The sequence below is a fragment of the Lacisediminihabitans sp. FW035 genome (genome assembly GCF_054880895.1).
Genome location: NZ_CM142187.1, coordinates 381085 through 398485, shown reverse-complemented (window position 1 = coordinate 398485; position 17401 = coordinate 381085). Strand labels below are relative to the sequence as shown.

The 17401-nt window shown below is 67.9% G+C and carries 19 protein-coding genes; 11 read left to right on the top strand and 8 right to left on the bottom strand.

Features of this window, described 5'->3' with window-relative positions:
• Positions 1–94: 94 nt before the first annotated feature.
• Positions 95–460: a VOC family protein gene (locus ACVXZ4_RS02000; protein ID WP_461796586.1), complete on the bottom strand. Its 366-nt coding sequence runs from the start codon at positions 458–460 to the stop codon at positions 95–97.
• Positions 461–522: 62 nt separating this feature from the next.
• Here ACVXZ4_RS02000 and ACVXZ4_RS01995 point away from each other — a divergent pair, with 62 nt between their 5' ends.
• Both ACVXZ4_RS01995 and ACVXZ4_RS01990 read left to right on the top strand, forming a co-directional pair.
• Positions 523–975 (top strand): MarR family winged helix-turn-helix transcriptional regulator, encoded by a 453-nt coding sequence (locus ACVXZ4_RS01995; RefSeq protein WP_461796585.1) that lies wholly within the window; start codon positions 523–525, stop codon positions 973–975.
• Positions 976–1051: 76 nt separating this feature from the next.
• Positions 1052–2272 (top strand): polysaccharide pyruvyl transferase family protein, encoded by a 1221-nt coding sequence (locus ACVXZ4_RS01990; RefSeq protein WP_461796584.1) that lies wholly within the window; start codon positions 1052–1054, stop codon positions 2270–2272.
• A 16-nt stretch (positions 2273–2288) separates the two neighbouring features.
• Here the strand turns inward: ACVXZ4_RS01990 and ACVXZ4_RS01985 are convergent, their stop codons facing one another.
• Together ACVXZ4_RS01985 and ACVXZ4_RS01980 are read right to left on the bottom strand one after the other, a co-directional pair.
• Entirely contained in the window at positions 2289–3437 is a 1149-nt protein-coding gene (locus ACVXZ4_RS01985) for a MalY/PatB family protein (RefSeq protein WP_461796583.1), read from the bottom strand.
• Between the two features lie 158 nt (positions 3438–3595).
• On the bottom strand, positions 3596–4075 hold the full coding sequence (locus ACVXZ4_RS01980; RefSeq protein ID WP_461796582.1) for a hypothetical protein: 480 nt from the start codon (positions 4073–4075) through the stop codon (positions 3596–3598).
• Between the two features lie 277 nt (positions 4076–4352).
• Here ACVXZ4_RS01980 and ACVXZ4_RS01975 point away from each other — a divergent pair, with 277 nt between their 5' ends.
• Complete coding sequence (locus ACVXZ4_RS01975) at positions 4353–5447, top strand: DNA glycosylase AlkZ-like family protein (protein WP_461796581.1); 1095 nt, start codon at positions 4353–4355, stop codon at positions 5445–5447.
• Between the two features lie 13 nt (positions 5448–5460).
• Here the strand turns inward: ACVXZ4_RS01975 and ACVXZ4_RS01970 are convergent, their stop codons facing one another.
• Positions 5461–6363, bottom strand: a complete 903-nt coding sequence (locus ACVXZ4_RS01970) for an SDR family oxidoreductase (RefSeq protein ID WP_461796580.1) — start codon at positions 6361–6363, stop codon at positions 5461–5463.
• A 104-nt stretch (positions 6364–6467) separates the two neighbouring features.
• Between ACVXZ4_RS01970 and ACVXZ4_RS01965 the strand changes: the two genes are divergently transcribed.
• From ACVXZ4_RS01965 to ACVXZ4_RS01940, 6 genes are all read left to right on the top strand, one after another.
• A complete protein-coding gene (locus tag ACVXZ4_RS01965; RefSeq protein ID WP_461796579.1) occupies positions 6468–7031 on the top strand; it encodes a TetR family transcriptional regulator in 564 nt (187 codons plus the stop codon).
• Positions 7032–7103: 72 nt separating this feature from the next.
• Positions 7104–7529, top strand: coding sequence for an SRPBCC family protein (locus ACVXZ4_RS01960; RefSeq protein ID WP_461796578.1), 426 nt, complete (start codon positions 7104–7106; stop codon positions 7527–7529).
• Positions 7519–7851, top strand: a complete 333-nt coding sequence (locus ACVXZ4_RS01955; protein ID WP_461796577.1) for an ArsR/SmtB family transcription factor — start codon at positions 7519–7521, stop codon at positions 7849–7851. The genes ACVXZ4_RS01960 and ACVXZ4_RS01955 overlap by 11 nt, the downstream gene beginning before the upstream one ends.
• Positions 7848–8291: an SRPBCC domain-containing protein gene (locus tag ACVXZ4_RS01950; protein ID WP_461796576.1), complete on the top strand. Its 444-nt coding sequence runs from the start codon at positions 7848–7850 to the stop codon at positions 8289–8291. The genes ACVXZ4_RS01955 and ACVXZ4_RS01950 overlap by 4 nt, the downstream gene beginning before the upstream one ends.
• Positions 8292–8460: 169 nt before the next feature.
• Entirely contained in the window at positions 8461–9432 is a 972-nt protein-coding gene (locus ACVXZ4_RS01945) for a ring-cleaving dioxygenase (RefSeq protein ID WP_461796575.1), read from the top strand.
• 4 nt (positions 9433–9436) lie between these two features.
• Positions 9437–10054 (top strand): alpha/beta hydrolase, encoded by a 618-nt coding sequence (locus ACVXZ4_RS01940; protein ID WP_461796574.1) that lies wholly within the window; start codon positions 9437–9439, stop codon positions 10052–10054.
• On the opposite strand, the gene ACVXZ4_RS01935 is transcribed toward ACVXZ4_RS01940, so the two are convergent.
• Positions 10051–12195, bottom strand: coding sequence for an LLM class flavin-dependent oxidoreductase (locus tag ACVXZ4_RS01935; protein ID WP_461796573.1), 2145 nt, complete (start codon positions 12193–12195; stop codon positions 10051–10053). The two genes, ACVXZ4_RS01940 and ACVXZ4_RS01935, sit on opposite strands and share 4 nt — an antisense overlap.
• 244 nt (positions 12196–12439) lie before the next feature.
• Here ACVXZ4_RS01935 and ACVXZ4_RS01930 point away from each other — a divergent pair, with 244 nt between their 5' ends.
• Positions 12440–12742 carry a winged helix-turn-helix transcriptional regulator gene (locus ACVXZ4_RS01930; protein ID WP_461798039.1) on the top strand — a complete coding sequence of 101 codons (303 nt, stop codon included), beginning with the start codon at positions 12440–12442 and terminating at the stop codon, positions 12740–12742.
• Here ACVXZ4_RS01930 and ACVXZ4_RS01925 read toward each other — a convergent pair.
• From ACVXZ4_RS01925 to ACVXZ4_RS01915, 3 genes are all read right to left on the bottom strand, one after another.
• Positions 12645–13106: a VOC family protein gene (locus ACVXZ4_RS01925; protein ID WP_461796572.1), complete on the bottom strand. Its 462-nt coding sequence runs from the start codon at positions 13104–13106 to the stop codon at positions 12645–12647. The genes ACVXZ4_RS01930 and ACVXZ4_RS01925 overlap by 98 nt on opposite strands.
• 72 nt (positions 13107–13178) lie before the next feature.
• Positions 13179–15125, bottom strand: a complete 1947-nt coding sequence (locus ACVXZ4_RS01920) for a cation:proton antiporter (RefSeq protein ID WP_461796571.1) — start codon at positions 15123–15125, stop codon at positions 13179–13181.
• A 194-nt stretch (positions 15126–15319) separates the two neighbouring features.
• A complete protein-coding gene (locus ACVXZ4_RS01915) occupies positions 15320–15763 on the bottom strand; it encodes a DUF1801 domain-containing protein (protein WP_461796570.1) in 444 nt (147 codons plus the stop codon).
• Between the two features lie 228 nt (positions 15764–15991).
• Between ACVXZ4_RS01915 and ACVXZ4_RS01910 the strand changes: the two genes are divergently transcribed.
• Complete coding sequence (locus tag ACVXZ4_RS01910; RefSeq protein ID WP_461796569.1) at positions 15992–17362, top strand: HNH endonuclease signature motif containing protein; 1371 nt, start codon at positions 15992–15994, stop codon at positions 17360–17362.
• The last annotated feature ends 39 nt before the right edge of the window (positions 17363–17401 follow it).

Here is a 17401-nt window from a genome sequence, read left to right as displayed (position 1 = left end):
TGATGATAGGCGGCAGCATGCTGGTAAAACGATGGGGTTGTGCTGGGCGTTCACCGCGTGCTAGTCGCCGGGCAGAGAGACGCCGTTCCCCGGCTCACGCCCGGTCGTGAAGAGTGACGTGGTAGCCGTCGGGGTCCGCGAATGTGAAGGTGCGGCCGAACGGACCGTCCATTGGTGCGAGCACGATCGGGGTGCCGGCGGCGGCGAGGGCGTCATGGATCGCGTCGACCTCGGTGGCGAGCATCCAGAGCGCCATTCCCTGGCCGGGCTGGGCTATGGCGTCGAGATCGACGCCGTCGAGTACTCCCCGAACAGCGAAGGCGACGGGCTTCGTATCGAACACGACCGCGTGCGGTGGCCCCGCGAGGCGGGTGAGTCCGAGGAATTCCTGGTAAAACGCGGCGGAGCGGTCCATATCGCGCACTTGCAGGGAAACGAAATCGGGGCCGATGACGGGCATGGGTGAACTCCTTCTCTGGTGTCAGATATCTGACATTAGCAACTATATGTCAGACTTCTGACATGAGTCAAGATGAAGCGCCCACCCCCGGGCTCGACCTGGACACCTCGCTCGGATACCTCCTCAAGCAGGCCGCGAGCGTTCTACACGGCGCGATGGATGCGGTCCTCCGACCCCTCGGCATGACCATCACCCACTACGCCTGCCTCGAACTTCTCGCCCAACGACCCGGCCTGTCCAATTCGGAGTTGGCGCGCGGAACCTTCGTGACCCGCCAGTCCATGAACACCCTCCTTCACCTGATGGAACGCGACGGGCTCGTCTCGCGGCCGGGCACTCCCCTCGGGCGCGTGCGCCCCACCGAGCTGACCGACCTCGGCCGTCGCCAGCTGGCGTCGGCCAGCTCGGCCGTGCGGGCGGTGGAAGAACGGATGCGAAGCGGTCTGGAGAGCTCCGAGCAGGATCGGCTGCGCCGTCTGCTCGGCACCTGCATCGACTCGCTCGCCGCAGACTGACTACCGCTGCCGGTTCGACTAGCGTGGTGGAGGCTCGCGCGGCGCGACGCCCAGAGAGAGACACTCGGAGATTCACGTGCGCGTAGTAGCAATCGGCGATGTCGGCGTGATCGACGACATGATCCACATCGGTGATGAAGCGATGTTCGAGGCCTTCGTCGACGCGATGCGCGAGCGCGGTCTCGACTCCGTCGTCGCGATCTCGGCGAACCCAGGCGAGACGATCGAGCGCTACAGCAGCGGCGGATTCCGCGCAGAGGCGATCCGGGGTATCGGATTCGCGCCCTCGGCCGGAGGGCGGGCAGCGCAGGAGGATCGCCTCGACCGGGTACTGCGCACTGCCCGCGGCGAGGCCGGCCTCCTGCCCGACGACGACTCGGCATCTGCCGTGATCGATGCCATCCGCAGGTCCGACGGTGTCGTGGTGACCGGGGGCGGCAATCTCGCCTCCACCTGGCCGTCGCACATCTTCGAACGCCTGGCCATCGGGGCGATCGCGGATGCCCTCGACGTGCCGTTCGTCGTGAGCGGGCAGACCCTCGGTCCACAGCTCACCGACGACGACTCCGCGCTCGTCGCCCGCCTGCTCGGCCTGGCCCGGCTGGTGAGTGTGCGCGAGTCGGCGTCTCTCGCGGTCGCCGAGCGCCTTGGCGTACCATCCGATCGCCTGCGACTCGGGGCCGATGACGCCAGCTTCCTCTTCGACGAGGCACTGCCGTCGCTCCCATATTGCGTCGTCACCCTCGCCAATCACGTCGGGGATTCCGACCGGGAGGCGGTGATCACGGCGCTCGCCGACCTGCTCGACGAGATCGTCGAGACCACCGACCTCGACATCGTCTTCCTCGCCCACTTCGGCTCGCTCGACGACTCTCGGGTGCGCGGCGACTCCTTGGTGCACGAGCGCGTGATGGCGCAGATGGAATCCCGGCGGGTGATGGCGGTCGTGCCCCCGGATGCCCCGGCCGCGGCCCGCATCGCCCGCTCGGCTTCGCTGGTGGTCACCAGTCGCTACCACCCCGCGGTCTTCGCGGTGCCGGCGGGGGTCGCGACCATCGGCATCCCGGTCGACGAGTACACGGGCGTCAAACTCGCCGGTGCCCTGCGCAACTTCGGGCAGGATGGCATCCTGCCGGTGAACGACCTGCTCGCCGGCGAAGGCCCGGCTCTGCTCGCCAGGGTGTGGGCAGCGCGGGACGCCACGGTCGCTGCCGGGCGGACGATCGCCGACACACAGCGTGCGGACACCGCCGACTGGTGGGACCGCGTCGCCGGGATCCTGCGCGCGGGGGCCTGAGCCTGGAGTCCCGGCGCTACCGGAGAACCGAGCAGATGCGACGCACGGCTTCGACGAGAAGACGCGGATCGCAGGCAAGGTTGATGCGCACATAGCCGTCGTAGGCCTCGCCGTAGCTGTGGCCGGAGTTGAGTGCGACGCGGGCGCTGTCTATGAGGAGGGCGGCCGGATCGGCGCCGAGGTCGTACGCGCGAAGGTCGATCCAGCCGAGGTAACTCGCCTGAGGACGGTGGTAGACGGCGGCCGGCAGCTGCTGTTCGAGCAGGTCGGCGAGCAGGGCATCATTCTGCACGATGTCGCCGATGGTCTCGTCCAGCCAGTCGGTGCAGCCGAACGCGGCGATGTTGGCATGCAGGCCGAGGATGCTGGTGCGGCAGGTCACCTCTTCGGGAAAACGATCGAGCATGGCGAGGGAGGCGTCGTCGCCCGCGACCAGCATGGCGCACTTCGCGCCGGCCAGGTTCCAGCCCTTGCTCGCTGAGGTGACGCAGATACATCGCGCGCCGAACTCGGGGCCGACCTCGAGGAAGGGCACGAACGCCTGCCCGGGATGCGTCAGGGGCGCGTGCACCTCGTCGCTGATGACCAGCACGTCGTAGCGGGCCGCGAGCACCGCGGCGGCGGCCAGCGTCTCGCGGTCGAAGACGAGCCCGAGTGGATTCTGCGGGTTGCAGAGGAGGAAGGCATCCGCTCCCTCGGCGAACGCCCGCTCGAGCCCGTCGAGGTCGAGTGACCAGGACGACCCGTCGTCGAGCAGCGGCACGTCGACGCGCACCGCACCCGCTTCCTCGACGAGTTCATAGAAGGCGGTGTAGACGGGAGGGTTGATCACGACGCGACCACCGCGGGGGATGCCGTACCGCAGGGTCTCGACGATCGCGGCGCTGACATCCGTGGTCACCCGCACGCTCGCGGGGTCCACCTGCCACCCCCACCGGTCGCGGGCGAATCGGGCGAAGGTGCCGGAGAGCGGCCCGGGGGCGTCGATGTAGCCGAAGTCGGAGGCGCGAACGCGCTCGACGATCGCGTCGGAGATCGGGGTGGCGACGCTGTAGTCCATCTCGGCGACGGACAGCGGGATCACATCCGGGGCGTACCTGGTCCACTTGACCGAGGATCGACCGGCGCGGCTGACGTCGAGGGAGAAGGTCGCCTCGAGTGTCATCCCCCCAGCATCGCGGTTGCGACGGGAGGGCGCGATCCCTTTCGTCACGGAACGTAGCACTCGCGCGGGAGACGACCCCGCCAGGCCGAACGGGCTGCCGGCCCTGATGGGTCGACAGCCCGTTCGACTGGAGCTGTGATCGCGCGCGGGACGTGCTGTCAGTGACGCGAACCGCTGTGACCGGAGTCGTCCGAGCCGTGGCCGGAGTCATCGCCGCGGTCCTCGCCCCGGTTCTGGCCGTGGTCGTCACCCGCGTCGTGTCCCGCACCGTCGTCCGAGACGCCGGAGTGACTGTCGTCGCCATCGACATCATCGGCCTCGTTGGCATCGTCGCCATCTCCGCGGCCGATGCTGTCGTCACCCTGGGGGTGGTCGGTATCCGTCGGCAGCCCGGTCGACGGCGATGGCGCGGGGACCGTCGTCGGAGTCACGGGGAGGGCCGAGTCATCATCGACGGTGCCGTTGCCGCGTAGTCCATTGTCGTCGCCGACGGAGGGAGTGCCGGACGTCGCCGGGGTGCGGTGATCGGACGTGGTGACCGAACCGCTCTGGGCCTGCGCCGACGCGACCGCGCCGACCGACAGTACGCCGGCTGCGGCCAGCGCGACGATGGTGATTGTCTTCCTGGTGCTGAACATTTTCTGGGCCTCTCCGAATCACCGCCTGAGGCGGTGGCTGTGTGTGGCTGATCGGCCACAGGCTCAGTCTGGGAGCCGCAGATGAGACCCGAGGGAGCCGGCTATGAGAGGGTTCTTATTTTTCGAAGATCAGTCAGGTCCCCGTTCTCGCGGTTCACTTCACCTCCTGATTGCCGACCACCTCCCGTTTTTCTCATCACCTCCCGGTGTCGACCGGTGGGTGATCGCAAAAACGGGAGGTGGATGACTAGTCGGGGGCTGCCAATACCCTTGGCCCATGGCAGTCATCACCGTGACGAAGCAGGATGCGCGCCGGATCGCGGTGCGCGCCGCCCTCCTCGATTCCCGGCAGCCGAAAGTCCACCCGCCGGATGACGTGGTCGGCGTCGTGCGCGAACTTGCCATTCTGCGCGTCGAGCTCACCAGCACGGTCGCCCCGGCCGCCGATCACATCTGCTGGTCCCGACTCGGGTCGTCGTACCGCCCGGTCGACACCGAACGCGCGCTCAGTCAGGGCCTGCTCTTCGAGCGCGGATGGATGCTTCGCCCGATGTCGGACCTCGGGCTCTATCTCGCGGGCATGCGCACGTGGGCCGACCGCACCGGTGCCGCCGGATGGATGCAGGACAACGCGGACTTCGCCCGCAGCATCCTCGATCGCATCGCCGACGAGGGGCCGAAGACCTCCCGCGACATCCCGGACGAAGCAGTCGCTCCCTGGCCCTCGACAGGGTGGACCAACAATCGCAACGTCACCCAGATGCTCGAATGCCTGCATATGGCCGGCGAATTGGCGGTGGTCGGGCGGGCCGGGCGGCTGAGGATCTGGGACCTCGCCGAGCGGGTGTTTGCGCCGGTTGCGGAGATCCCGGCGGAGGAGGCGCGCCGCATCCGCAGTGAGCGGCTGCTCGGAGCATGCGGCATCATGCGCGACAGCATCGCCGTCTCGCCTACGGAATTGCACGGGATCGCTGCGGTCGGCGAAGCCGCCACCATCGAGGGCGTTGCGGGCAAGTGGCGCGTCGACCCCGCCCAGCTCGGTCGCCCGTTCGAAGGTCGAACCGTGCTGCTCTCGCCCTTCGACCGGCTCATGACGGACCCGCACCGGGTCGCAAGACTCTTCGAATTCGACTACTCGCTCGAGATATACAAGCCGGCGCGATCCCGCATCTGGGGCCAGTTCGCCCTGCCGATCCTGCACGGCGACCGCCTCGTTGGCAAGGTGGATGCCCGGTCCGATCGCGATTCCGGTCGATTCATCGTGCACCGGATCCACGAAGACGAGCCCTTCGACCGATCGACGAAGGCGGCCGTCGATGCCCAGGTCGAGTCTTTCGCGGAGTGGCTGCGATTGACGGTCGTGCGCGGCTGAGTGCGCTCCGTGTTCAGGCGCCGGCGCGGAAGTAGTGGCTGGCCTCCAGGTCGTCGAGCAGCCCGGGATGGGTCGGCGTCCAGTCAAGCAACTGCTGGGTCAGCGCGCTGGAGGTGGGCACGTCGAGCGCGAAGAACGCGCCGATCCATCCGAAGTGCGCGGCACCGTCCTCCGGCGCGACCGACGCGACCGGGATGCCCAGGTGGCGACCGATCACCTCGGCGATGTCGCGGGCGCGGATCCCCTCCTCCCCCACGCCGTGCACGACCGAGCCCGCCGGCGCCTTCTCGAGGGCAAGCCTGATCATGCTCGCGGTATCCGCCCGGTGTACGGCGGGCCAGCGGTTGGAACCGTCCCCCACGAACCCCGAGGTGCCCGTCTCGCGCGCTACCCCTACGATCGTGGAGATGAACCCGTGGTCGCCTTCACCGTGTACCGTCGGGGCGAATCGGAGGGCAACCGGCCGCACCCCGCGCCCGGCGTAGTCGAATGCGAGCGCTTCGGCCCCGCCGCGCGGCGCATCGGGGCCCGACCACGGAACGGCGTCCCGCTCGGTCGCGACCCGCCCAGGCGCGAGGCCGGCGACGCCGGAGGCGAAGAGGAACGGCCGGTCGGAACCCACCAGAGTGTGCCCGATCGACTCGATGACGGCCCGCTCGGTGCGGCCGGCACCCGCCATGTCTGAGAAGTCGTGCTTGAAGCCGAGGTGGATCACGCCGTCGGATGCCGCGGCCGCGGTCCGCAGCACGTCGAGGTCATCCAGACCCCCACGCACGACAGCGGCACCCGCCGCCGCCACGGAGGCCGCGGATTCGTCCGACCGCGCGAGGCCGACGACCTCATGGCCGGCAGCGATCAGTTCTGGTACGACGGCCGATCCGATCCATCCGGATGCACCGGTGACGAAAACGCGCATGAGGGCTTCTCCTTCCGTCCGGCTGCAGGGCCGGACCATTCATGTCAGTCGCTGTCATCAGTGTAGCACTCCATGTCAGTGACAGACATCACTAGAATGGCGGAGTGGGACGATGGGAACCGGATGCGCGAGGGCGCCTGAGGCTCAGCGCACTCGAGCTGTATGCAGAGCGCGGCTTCGAACTCACGACGGCCGCCGAGATCGCCGAGCGCGCCGGTGTCACCGAACGCACCTTCTTCCGCCATTTCGCCGACAAGCGGGAAGTCCTGTTCGCCGGATCGAGCGAACTGCAGGAGTCCGTGGTGAACGCAGTGGATTCGGCGGCGGGATCGCTCACGCCGATCGAGATCGTCGCGACCGCGATGCAGACCGCCGCGGCGCTACTGCCCGATCGGGACTACTCCCGGCGTCGCGCTCAGGTGATCGCCGCGAACCCCAGCCTCCAGGAACGTGAACTGCTCAAGTTCTCGACTCTCGCCGGCGCGGTCGCCGACGCCCTCGGGCGGCGCGGAATTCCACGGGTCACAGCCGGGCTGGCGGCCGAGACAGGCGTCACGGTTTTCAAGATCGGATTCGAGATGTGGATCGAGGTCGGCACGACTGCCGACTTCCCCCAGTGCATCCGTGACGCGCTCGAGCAATTGAGGGGCCTGACCTCCGGCACCTGACCGCATAGCTGTTGCGCATCGGTAACCCAGGGTTTACGGTAACAATACTGTTACCGATGTGGGGAGCCCGCAATGCACTATTTCGAATCCGAATCCACGATCGCCGCCTCCCCCGCCGATGTCTGGGCCGTTCTCTCCCGAGCCTCCGAGTGGCCCGCCTGGGATTCGGGAGTCGACGCCGTCGAAGGCACGGTGAGCCCCGGGGCGAAGGTGACGGTGCGCTCGCACGTCGCACCGACCCGTGCGTTTCCGGTGAAAGTCACCGGGTTCACCCCGCCACGGTCGATTGTGTTCACGGGAGGGATGCCGCTCGGCTTGTTCCGCGGGGTGCGCACTTACACCGTGACTCCTGTCGATGCCACGTCGACGAAGTTCACGATGCGCGAGGAGTACACCGGTCCGCTGCTCGGCATGATTTGGAAGTCGATCCCCGACCTCTCGGATTCGTTCCGTCAGTTCGCCGAGGGGTTGAAAGCGCGGGTCGAGCGTGGCGCCTGAGCCCGCGGCCGGGGACCCGTTCGATGCGCTTGCCGACGAGAACCGGCGCAAGATCCTCTCCCTTCTCGCCGAGCGCGAGAGGCCGGTCCACGAACTCGCCGCGCAACTGCCGATCAGTCGCCCCGCTGTCTCGCGCCACCTCCGGCTGCTGAGTGAGGCCGGCTTCGTCTCTGAGGAACGCGAGGGCACGCTGCGGATCTACTCCCTCCGCGAGGAGGGCCTAGCCGCCGTGGAGGAGTACCTTCGTCGCACCTGGGGCGAAGCCGCGACCCGCTTCCGGTTGATGGCCGAGAACACCGAACGAGTGGACAACACCGAATGATCGACCCGCTCCGCATCAGCTTCGAGGTCGGCTGCACCGCGGCGCACGCGTTTCACATCTGGACCGACCGCATCGACAGCTGGTGGCCGCGCAACCACACCGCGACCAACCTCGCCGGATCCGTCATCGGTCTCGAGAAGCATGTCGGAGGCCGACTCTTCGAGCGCGCACTAGACGGGCAAGAGCACGTCTGGGGTACCGTCACCGCGTGGCAACCGCCCGAGCGCTTCGCATACCGCTGGCACATCCGGCGGGAGCCGGCCGACGCGACGGATGTCGACATCCACTTCGTTCCGATCGGCGACCGCACCCGGGTCGACATCGTCCACAGCGGGTGGGAAAACCTGGGGGCCGCGGGGCCGAATTGGAGAGACCTGAACCGCGGAGGCTGGGATGGTGTGCTCCCGCACTTCGTCACCGCGGCCGAATTCGCGGGATAGCCCGCACCGGTCAGGCGCTGTTACCCCGCCTCTCACAGCTGGCGGTGTGCGGGGAGAATGGGGCTTGATCGCACCCTCAGGCTCGAGGTTGCGAGTGGGAATGATCCGGGCGATTCATGCGTTTGCATGGATATCCGCGCAGCGGCGCGATCGATGAACAGGAGAAACCATGACTGCGACCACTTCCGGCCTCCACCACGTCACCGCGATCGGGGGCGACCCGCAGGGCAATATCGACTTCTACATCAAGGGCCTCGGGTTGCGGCTCGTGAAGAAGACCGTCAACTTCGACAGCCCGGGCACGTACCACCTCTACTACGGCGACGACGCGGGCACCCCCGGATCGCTCATGACCTTCTTCCCCTGGAAGGGCGTCCACGAAGGCCGCATCGGCGCCGGGCAGTCCACCACCACCGCGTTCTCGGTGCCCGCCGGCAGCCTCGGCTGGTGGAGCACCCACTTCGCCGACCTCGGAGTCGGTTCGACCATCACCACTGAGAACTCCACCGAGGAGCGCCTCTCGCTTCGCGACCCCGACGGCCTCCAGCTCGATCTCGTGGCGTCGTCCATCGCAGACCCGCGCGACCCCTGGGACTCGGCATCCGTCCCGGCGGAATATGCAGTGCGCGGCCAGCACTCGTCGGTGCTCACCGTGAACGACCCGGCCGGCACGTCACGCGTGCTCGTGGATGAACTCGGCATGCGCCTGGTCTCCGAGCATGGCAACCGCCTGCGATTCGCCGCCGGTGACGAGGTGTCGGGCCGAATCGTCGACGTGATCGCGGATCCCCGTGCCGAGCAGGGCCTCACCGCCGGCGGCACCGTGCACCACATCGCCTTCCGGGTGCCGGACGGCGAGACCCAGAAACTCTGGCGCGAGCAGCTCGTCGACCACGGCTACGAGGTCACCGAGATCCTCGACCGGCAGTACTTCACTTCCATCTACTTCCGCGAACCCGGCGGAGTGCTGTTCGAGATCGCGACCGACACACCCGGCTTCGACATCGACGAACCCCTGCTCGAACTCGGTCGCAGCCTGAAGCTGCCACCGTGGCTCGAGCCCTCCCGCGAGGCGATCGAGCACGCGGTGATTCCCGTGACCCTGCCCGGGGAGAACAACCCCGGCCTTGGCGAGGCGTGACCGGATGACTCCGCTCGAAGTCTCCGCCTGGCCCCACGTGTACTCTGCCGGCGTCGGCCCGGTGCTGTTGATGCTCCATGGCACCGGCAGCACCGAGAACGAGATCGCGACTCTCGCCAACAGGATCGACCCCACCGCCGCCGTGCTAGCCCCGCGCGGGCGTGTCAGCGAGAACGGAGCGACACGCTGGTTCCGCCGCCTCGCCGAAGGCGTATTCGACGTGGACGACGTGATCGTTCGCGCCGGGGAGCTTGCCGAATTCCTCGGCTGGGCGCGAGCGGAATACGACCTGGAGGGTCGTGAGATCGTGCCGGTCGGCTTCTCCAACGGAGCGAACATCGCCCTCGCGCTCGCGCTCCTGCACCCCTCCGCGGCACCGCGCGCGATCGCCTTCTCGGGGATGTATCCCCTCGGCGATCGTGACGCTCCGACCCCCCTTGACCGGTCCTCCATCCTGCTCCTGAACGGCTCGTCCGACGCGATGGCGCCCGCTGCCTCGGTCGACCGCCTCGCCGATCAGCTTGCGGTGCGCGGTGCGCAGGTCGACCGGCTGACCCGACCGGGAGGTCACGGCATCACCGAAGAGGAGCTGGCCGCTGCCCGCCGGTGGTTGGCCGGCTAGGAATCGGCGAGCGCCACGTTGAAGTTGTCACGGAACAGGTTCGCCGGGTCGTACCGCGTCTTGAGTTCGCGCAGGCGGGCAAGGGTCGGGGGCGGGAAGGCGTCGGCGATCCGTTCGGGGCGGGGGTCGGTCTCGAAGCTCGTGTAGAGGCCGCTGAAGTGTTCGTGCAGCTCGTCCCAGAGCTCGTTGAGTCGCTCCCGGTGGCTGCCGAGCACCACGATCGAGAAGTTGGCGGATCGCCCGGCGTAGGCCGTGGCATCCGTCGCAATGTCGGATACGGCTCCGCCGACCGAGCGGATCTGGAACCAGTAGACCTCGCCGGAGTCGAGCAACCGCTCGGCGGCGAGCGCGAACTCCGGCGTGATGTGCTCGATCAGCGCCGAGCGACCCACCGGTTCGCCCTGGCCGTGGTGGTCGCCGGGCTGCGCGTTGGCCATGATGCTCGCATAGGGCACCAGCTGCACCGATTGCTGCACCAGCGGGCCGATATCGGCGAGGGGTTGCAGCCGCTCCATGATCGTGTCGGGGTCATCCGAGTCCACCACCGACATCAGCTGGGCGATTCTGGGTTCACCGTCTCTACGCCCACCCATGATCAGAAAGCTCGTGAGATCGCGGGGCGCCGCTTCGATCGCGGCGCCCCAGCGCTCGAGGAAGTTCGCGGTATCGCTGGCGTCGAAAGCGAGTTGGGCCCACCCGACATCACCGACCACATCCACCTCGAATTCGAAGGAGGTGACGATGCCGAAGTTGGCTCCCGCCCCACGGATCGCCCAGAACAGGTCCGGATTCTCCGCGTCACTCGCTGTCACGATGGTGCCGTCGGCCAGCACGATCTCCGCGGCGACGAGGTGGTCGATGGTGAGGCCGTGCTCGCGCACGAGGTATCCGACGCCGCCCGCAGTGGCCAGGCCGCCGACACCGACCCCTCCGTAGTCACCGGAGCTGAGAGCCCAACCGTGCGGGGCGAGGGCGTTCGCGACATCCGTCCACCGCGCGCCCGGTCCGACGCGCACTCGCCGGGTCGCTAGGTCCAGTATCTCGATCGTGTCCAGTTTCTTGACATCGATGATGATGCCGCCCGCGTTGGTGCTGCGGCCGCTGAAGCCGTGTCCGCCGCTGCGAGTGCTGAGCGGAAGCGCGGAGTGGGCTCGGGCGAAGCCCACGGCCTCCGCGACCTCTGCGGTGGTCGTCGGGCGCAGCACGATGCCGGGAGAACCACCGCGCATATAGGTCGCCCGTACCCGGGAGTACGCCGAATCCCCCGGCTCGACTGCCGCCGCGACGAGTGATGCCGGCACGGCGTCGTAGTCGATGCCAGGAGCGCGTGCGGCCAGCGCGACGGCACTGCGCACCCGTCCCTGATCCGTAGATCTCGAGTCGCGTTCGGTCGCCACCCTCTCGCGTACGTCGGGCATGACCTCCTCGGCGAAGCGCTGCAGGGTCGCCGGGTCGTCGGACGCCACGATGAAGGTGCCGACGCCGTTCTCCAGGGTGAGGTCGAGCAACTGCTCCACCCCGAGGTCGGGGCCGATGTTCAGGAGGCGACGGATCTCGCGGGGGTCGCGCCCGGCATCCATCGCCGCGGCGTCGATGATGGCGTTGCCCGCGGCAAGGCCGCCCGGCTCCAGGTAGACGAGCGACGGTAGCCAACCGTCGGCCTTCCGCCCGATGAGGCGCAGCATCCGAGGCTTCAGCGCGCCAAGCCAGATCGGGATGTCGTGGGCAGCCGAAGGGCCGCGCTTGGCGCCATCCACTGCGTAGTACCGGCCGGGCAGGCGGAGCGGCGCGCGCTCGCCGGCATCCCAGATTCCGCGGATCACGTCGATCGCTTCGGAGAGCGCATCGACGCCCTGGCCGGGGGTGAGACGCCTACCGCCCATGGCCTCGATGGCATCCCAGAATGCTCCCGCCCCGAGCCCGAGGTCGAACCGGCCGCCGGAGAGCAGGTCGAGGCTGGCCGCCGCGCGTGCCACCACCGCCGGGGGTCGAAGCGGCAGGTTGAGCACGTTGGCGGAGACGTGGATGGTCGACGTGCGGGCCGCGACCCACGACATCAGTGTCCAGGTATCGAGGAAGCCGGGCTGGTACGGGTGGTCCTGGAAGGTCACGAGGTCGAAGCCCAGTTGCTCGCTGAACACCGCGAGCTCGACCGGCGCCTGCGGCGAAGCGCTCGTCGGGGTGATGAACGTTCCGAAGGAGAGCGGATGACCGTAATCTGGGATGCCGCAAGCCTGCGCCCTATCAGTCCGCTTGGCAAACCACCGGTAAGCGACTTACTATAGGTAAGTGATTAGTGAGTGGCACCATATTGACGACGACGAGTGCCGTCGTTTCCAGTCCTCGATCGAGCACGTGGGCAAGCGCTGGAGTTCCGGCATCCTGATGGCGGTCGCCCAGGGCGCCACCCGGTTCAGCGAGATCCTCGCCGCGGTGCCCGGGCTCTCTGACCGTCTGCTGTCCCAGCGGGCGAAGGAGCTCGAAGCATCCGGCCTGCTGTCACGCGAGGTGATCCCGTCGACCCCGGTGCAGGTGCGCTACCACTTGACCCTGCGTGGGCAGGACCTGATGGACTCGCTGCAGCCGCTGGTCAGCTGGGGGCAGAGGTGGGGGACTCCGAATCCTGCTCCGCGAGGAACGCCTGCGGTCCTTTCTCCGCTGCCACCGGATCCATCCACAGCGCGCTGAACCAGTTGCCGTCGGGATCCTCGAAGTCCCGCGCGTACATGAACCCGTAGTCCTGCGCCTCCCGGAATTCGGTGCCGCCGGCCGCCACTACCCGGTCGATCATCTCGTCGACCGCCTCCCGGGAATCCCGGCTGATCGCCAGCTGGGTCTGCGCAGCAGTGTGCGGATCGACGATCGGCTTGTGGGTGAAGGTGCCGAAGAACTCGGGCGTGAGGATCATGAGAAACAGGTTGTCGTCGATCACGACGCAGGCTGAGTTCTCATCGGAGAAGGCCGGGTTGATGGACCAGCCCAGCGCTGTGAAGAACGCCTTCGACCGCTCCACATCGGTGATGGGGAGGTTGACGAAGATGCTGGTGGCCACGGTGTCTCCTGATCTATCGCCGGTGAGGATCGGTCGAATGGCCGCCACGGTATCCGGGCGTGCGAGTCGCTGTCAAGAGCTGCCCCCGATGCGCCCGTCCGCGGCATCGAGCGAGATCTCCTCCGAATCGAGGGCGGTGCGCATCACTTCGATCGACTCCGTCGAGTAGGCACCGCGCTCGTACGCGTCGCGGAGCACGGCGCGCTCCGCGTCGAGCTGCACCCGGCGCAATCGCTGGTACTGCGCCACCTCGTTCTGCGGGTCTGAGAGGTCGGCCCTCGCCCAGATCTCGAGTCGACCGAGCCACGCCTCCGTCTGCGCGTTGACCTCCCGCACCACCTGTGGTCGTGCCGGAGCGACGGATGATTCGGATCCCTCGGCCGCCGCGGCGACCGCCGTGTCGCCGGCATCCTTCATCTGCTTGCGCAGCTCGACCAGCTCAGCCCGACCACTGCCGGGCACGTCGTCCGCGGGATGCAGCCGGCGCACGACCGGCGGCAGCAACAGTCCCTGCACGACCAGCGTGACGATGGCGACAGCAAAGGCCACGAGAACCAGCGGTTCGCGCATCGGCGCCCCTTCCGGGATTGTCTGCACCGCCGCGACGGTGACCACTCCGCGCATGCCCGAGAGTCCGAGGATCACGCCGTCGCGCCATCCGAGGGCCTGATCACGCTCCGCCGTGAGGTCGTTGTTCTGCTGGTCGAGCCGCTTGCGGAAGTTCTGGAAGGTCTTGGAGAACCGCGCCCGGGCAGTGTCGTCGATCTCGACGGGCTCCGCCGGCGGGTTCGCCTCGAGCTCCGCGATTCGGGTAGCGATCCGGTCGCGGGCGGCCTTGTCCCTCTTCGTGACTATGCCGAAGGTCGCCCGAATCCCCCGCGTGAAGTTCCTCAGCGGAGACTGCTTGATGCCCAGCTGCCGGAACTTCGCGGCGCGCTGCTGAAAGTCCTCCTCGGTGACGCTGTCGAACCGACCGTTGGTCTTCTCCGCCTGAACGGCGCGCTTGCGGTAGCGGCGGCGAATCGTCCAGAGCAGCGGAGGCATCGATGCGAAACGGAGGCCCACGAGCAGCAGGATTACCAGCCCGGCGACGCCGAGGGTGCCGGGCAGCTCACCGCCGCTCGCGACCTCGCCGATTACCGGCCAGAGCTGGAACCCCATGTAGAGGAAGACCGCGTTCTCGACCAGCAGCGTGACGATGCGCCAGGTGCCCGACTCGGCGAGACGCAGGGATGCCCGGATGCGGTACGCCCCCTGGTTGCCCACGAGGATGCCGGCGACCACCACCGCCACGACTCCGGACGAGTGCGCGAACTCCCCCGCGAGGTACGCGACGAAGGGCACTACCAGCGAGACCGCGGCATCCAGCACCGGGTCGGTGATCCGTCGTCGAAGCGCGACTGAGACGGCCCCGAGGACGCCACCGATGATCACGGCGCCGACGACCGCCCAGAAGAAGGTGAGCGCGATCATCCAGCCGCTGGGCGACTGAACCGTGGCGCTTGCGATGGCGAGCATCGTGGAGAGCAGCACCAGCGCAGTCGCGTCGTTGACGAGCCCCTCGCCTTCGAGGATGGTGACGATGCGCGGCGGCAGCCCGAGCCGCTTGCCCAGGCTCGTCGCCGCGACCGCGTCGGGCGGGGCGACGACCGCGCCGAGCGCGACGGCCAGCGCGAGGGGCACGGTCACCCAGAGCAGGCTCACGAGTACGCCCACCAGCACCGCCGACACCGCAACAAGTCCGACGGCGAGGAAGACGATCACCCGCAGGTTGCGTCGGAAGTCCACGAACGGCACCTGCCGCGCGGCCGCATAGAGAAGCGGAGGCAGGATGACAGTGAGCACCAGGCTCGGCTCGATGTCGAAGTGCGGAACGGCCGGGATGGCGCCGATCCCCACCCCGACGACCGTCAGGGCCAGCGGTGCCGCGACCCCGATGCGCCCGGAGAAGAAGGAGACGACGCCGATGACAAGCACCACCGCGACGACGGTGAGTGTGGCGAGTTCGGTGGGTTCCATGCGGGAAAGGCTAGCTGGGGGCGGTGCACGGATCGAGCAGGAGGCAAATGGCTGAACGGTGCCGATGAGCCGACGCATATCGTGAACTCGTCGGTAGCGACCGTCGCGGTTGCGATATCCGCATCACTCCTCACTCCGACGCTCTCGAAGAGACGGTCGAAGGTGCGTCCGTTGAGGACGAGCCATGCCCACCTCTAGAGGGGCTGGACCGGATCGGCCTTCCAGAGGATCTGACGGATCGGCCCCGCCTGAGCCAGGGAGTCGACGAACCCATACGAATCGCGCGCGATCTGCTCGAGGACCGACGGATCCACATCGCTGAGTTTCTTGAAGACGACGCAATATCCGGTGAGGGAGTGCGTGCCCAGCTGATCCAGCAGCCGGGAGTGCCGTGCCGTGCCATCCATCAGGTAGAGGGTGATCTTGCGCTTTCGCGGATAGAAACCGATCGTGTGACCGTCGCCTTCGCGGCCGCTGTCGTACTTGTAGTGGTAGGTGCCGAATCCGATCGTGCCCACGTTCCACAGCGCTGGCACGTGCCCGCTGATCCGTTGCAACAGGTCGATGAGGGCCTCGGTGTCCGCAGCGGTCTGGGCATCGAGCGAGGTGATGTAGGTGTCGACTGCGGAGTCTCTCATCGCGCGCGCTTTCTCGGGGTCGTGCCGCGATTCTAACGACGGATGCCGATTGCCCGCTGTCGTGCAGCGCTTGTTCCAAGCGCGCTCTGGAGTGAGCTTCCGCCGGTGGAGGACGCCGGGGTGGATCGGGCGACATGTCTCCTCCTCCACCGAATGTATATTCGAGACTTATCAACATCTTTGTAGCATAGTATAGTAATTGTGTTCCATTTGAGGGAGAATGGGGCTATGTCCATCACCGCCACTGTCTCGCTCGAGGTCCCCGCCCTCGATGAGATCTCGCGCGCGGACGACGTAGAGCTGATCGAGGTCATGCGCAAGTGGGCGCAGGCGCGTCGAGCAGTGGATGCCGGGCTGGCCACCCTCGCCGGCGTCGTGGCCGCGCGGTCCTCCCTCGAGCTCGGTTATGACGGACTGGCCCAGCGGGCGGGCGCACGCACTGCAGACGCGTTTGTGTCCCAGCTCACCGGCACATCGGGGCCGGAGGCTCGCGCGATCACCGCTGTCGGCACGATGATGAGCGACCCTGCGGCCTGGCTGGGCGAGGTCGCGTCACGGGTGACGTCTGGTGACCTGTCGATCGGGGCCGCTGCCGCCATCCAGAGCGGGCTCGGGACGCCATCGCCCACGGTCGCCGCCGACGATCTGGCGGATGCCGCGCACGAATTGCTGGCATCCGCAAATTTCCTGCCGCCCGAGAAGGTCGCTCGGCACGCTCGCGAACTCCGCGACGAGCTCGATGACGCGGGCGTCGCCGATCGCGAGGCGCAGTTGCGCGACAAGCGATTCCTCCGTCTCACGCCGCAGGCGGATGGGATGACGCGCATTTTCGGTCTGCTCGACCCGGAGTCGGCGGCCCTCGTCACCGATGCGGTCGACGCCGTGACCGCGACACGGCGAGGCGGCCCACGCTTTGTCGACGCGGCTACGGCAGCGCGCGCAGAGGCCATCGCGCTCGACGAGCGCACGACCGGGCAGCTGTCACTGGATGCGCTGGTCGAGATGGTGCGGATCGCCGCCTTTGCAGACGACGGCCGCGTCTTCGGCACCCGCAAGCCCGCCGTGAGGGTGCATGTCACCGCCACGGATCTTGCCCGCGGCACCGGTGTCGCCCACCTGGAAGGCCAGACCGCGGCAGCGTCCGTCGCGACCGCGCAGCGACTCGCGTGCGGCAACGAATTCCTCGCGCTCGAGTTCAGCGACAGCGGGGTCAACAGCGGCTCGGCACTCCGACTCGGTCGCACCCGGCGCACGTTCTCCGACGCGCAGCGCACCGTACTGGCAGCGATCTGGGGCGGATGCGCGGTGGGCGGCTGCGATCGGCCCCCGTCCTGGTGCGAGGCCCATCACATCGACGAATGGGTCGAAGACGGCGGCGCGACCGATGTGGGCAATGGCATCCTCCTGTGCCGACACGACCACATGCGCGTGCACAACAACGGCTGGAAAGTGCGGCGACGCGGCAAGGACTATGTTCTCGAGCCGCCGCCGGGCGATCCCCTGCATCCCGCCGAGATTCCGTTGATTCCGAAAAATCCGGTCTATCGCCGCGGACGGAGGATGGTGGATGCCGACCGCGAAGTCGAATGCTCCGCCTGAGATTGCCTCACACCAGAGCCGAGCGCAGCAGGCCGACTC

Coding starts and splice junctions, on each gene's coding strand:
- ACVXZ4_RS01970 (WP_461796580.1), bottom strand. CDS start 6,363: ATGCGCGTTTTCGTCACCGGTGCATCCGGATGGATCGGATCGGCCGTC.
- ACVXZ4_RS01960 (WP_461796578.1), top strand. CDS start 7,104: ATGCACTATTTCGAATCCGAATCCACGATCGCCGCCTCCCCCGCCGAT.
- ACVXZ4_RS01945 (WP_461796575.1), top strand. CDS start 8,461: ATGACTGCGACCACTTCCGGCCTCCACCACGTCACCGCGATCGGGGGC.
- ACVXZ4_RS01915 (WP_461796570.1), bottom strand. CDS start 15,763: ATGAGAGACTCCGCAGTCGACACCTACATCACCTCGCTCGATGCCCAG.
- ACVXZ4_RS01930 (WP_461798039.1), top strand. CDS start 12,440: ATGGCGGTCGCCCAGGGCGCCACCCGGTTCAGCGAGATCCTCGCCGCG.
- ACVXZ4_RS01910 (WP_461796569.1), top strand. CDS start 15,992: ATGTCCATCACCGCCACTGTCTCGCTCGAGGTCCCCGCCCTCGATGAG.
- ACVXZ4_RS01920 (WP_461796571.1), bottom strand. CDS start 15,125: ATGGAACCCACCGAACTCGCCACACTCACCGTCGTCGCGGTGGTGCTT.
- ACVXZ4_RS01995 (WP_461796585.1), top strand. CDS start 523: ATGAGTCAAGATGAAGCGCCCACCCCCGGGCTCGACCTGGACACCTCG.
- ACVXZ4_RS01980 (WP_461796582.1), bottom strand. CDS start 4,075: ATGTTCAGCACCAGGAAGACAATCACCATCGTCGCGCTGGCCGCAGCC.
- ACVXZ4_RS01940 (WP_461796574.1), top strand. CDS start 9,437: ATGACTCCGCTCGAAGTCTCCGCCTGGCCCCACGTGTACTCTGCCGGC.
- ACVXZ4_RS02000 (WP_461796586.1), bottom strand. CDS start 460: ATGCCCGTCATCGGCCCCGATTTCGTTTCCCTGCAAGTGCGCGATATG.
- ACVXZ4_RS01975 (WP_461796581.1), top strand. CDS start 4,353: ATGGCAGTCATCACCGTGACGAAGCAGGATGCGCGCCGGATCGCGGTG.
- ACVXZ4_RS01985 (WP_461796583.1), bottom strand. CDS start 3,437: ATGACACTCGAGGCGACCTTCTCCCTCGACGTCAGCCGCGCCGGTCGA.
- ACVXZ4_RS01950 (WP_461796576.1), top strand. CDS start 7,848: ATGATCGACCCGCTCCGCATCAGCTTCGAGGTCGGCTGCACCGCGGCG.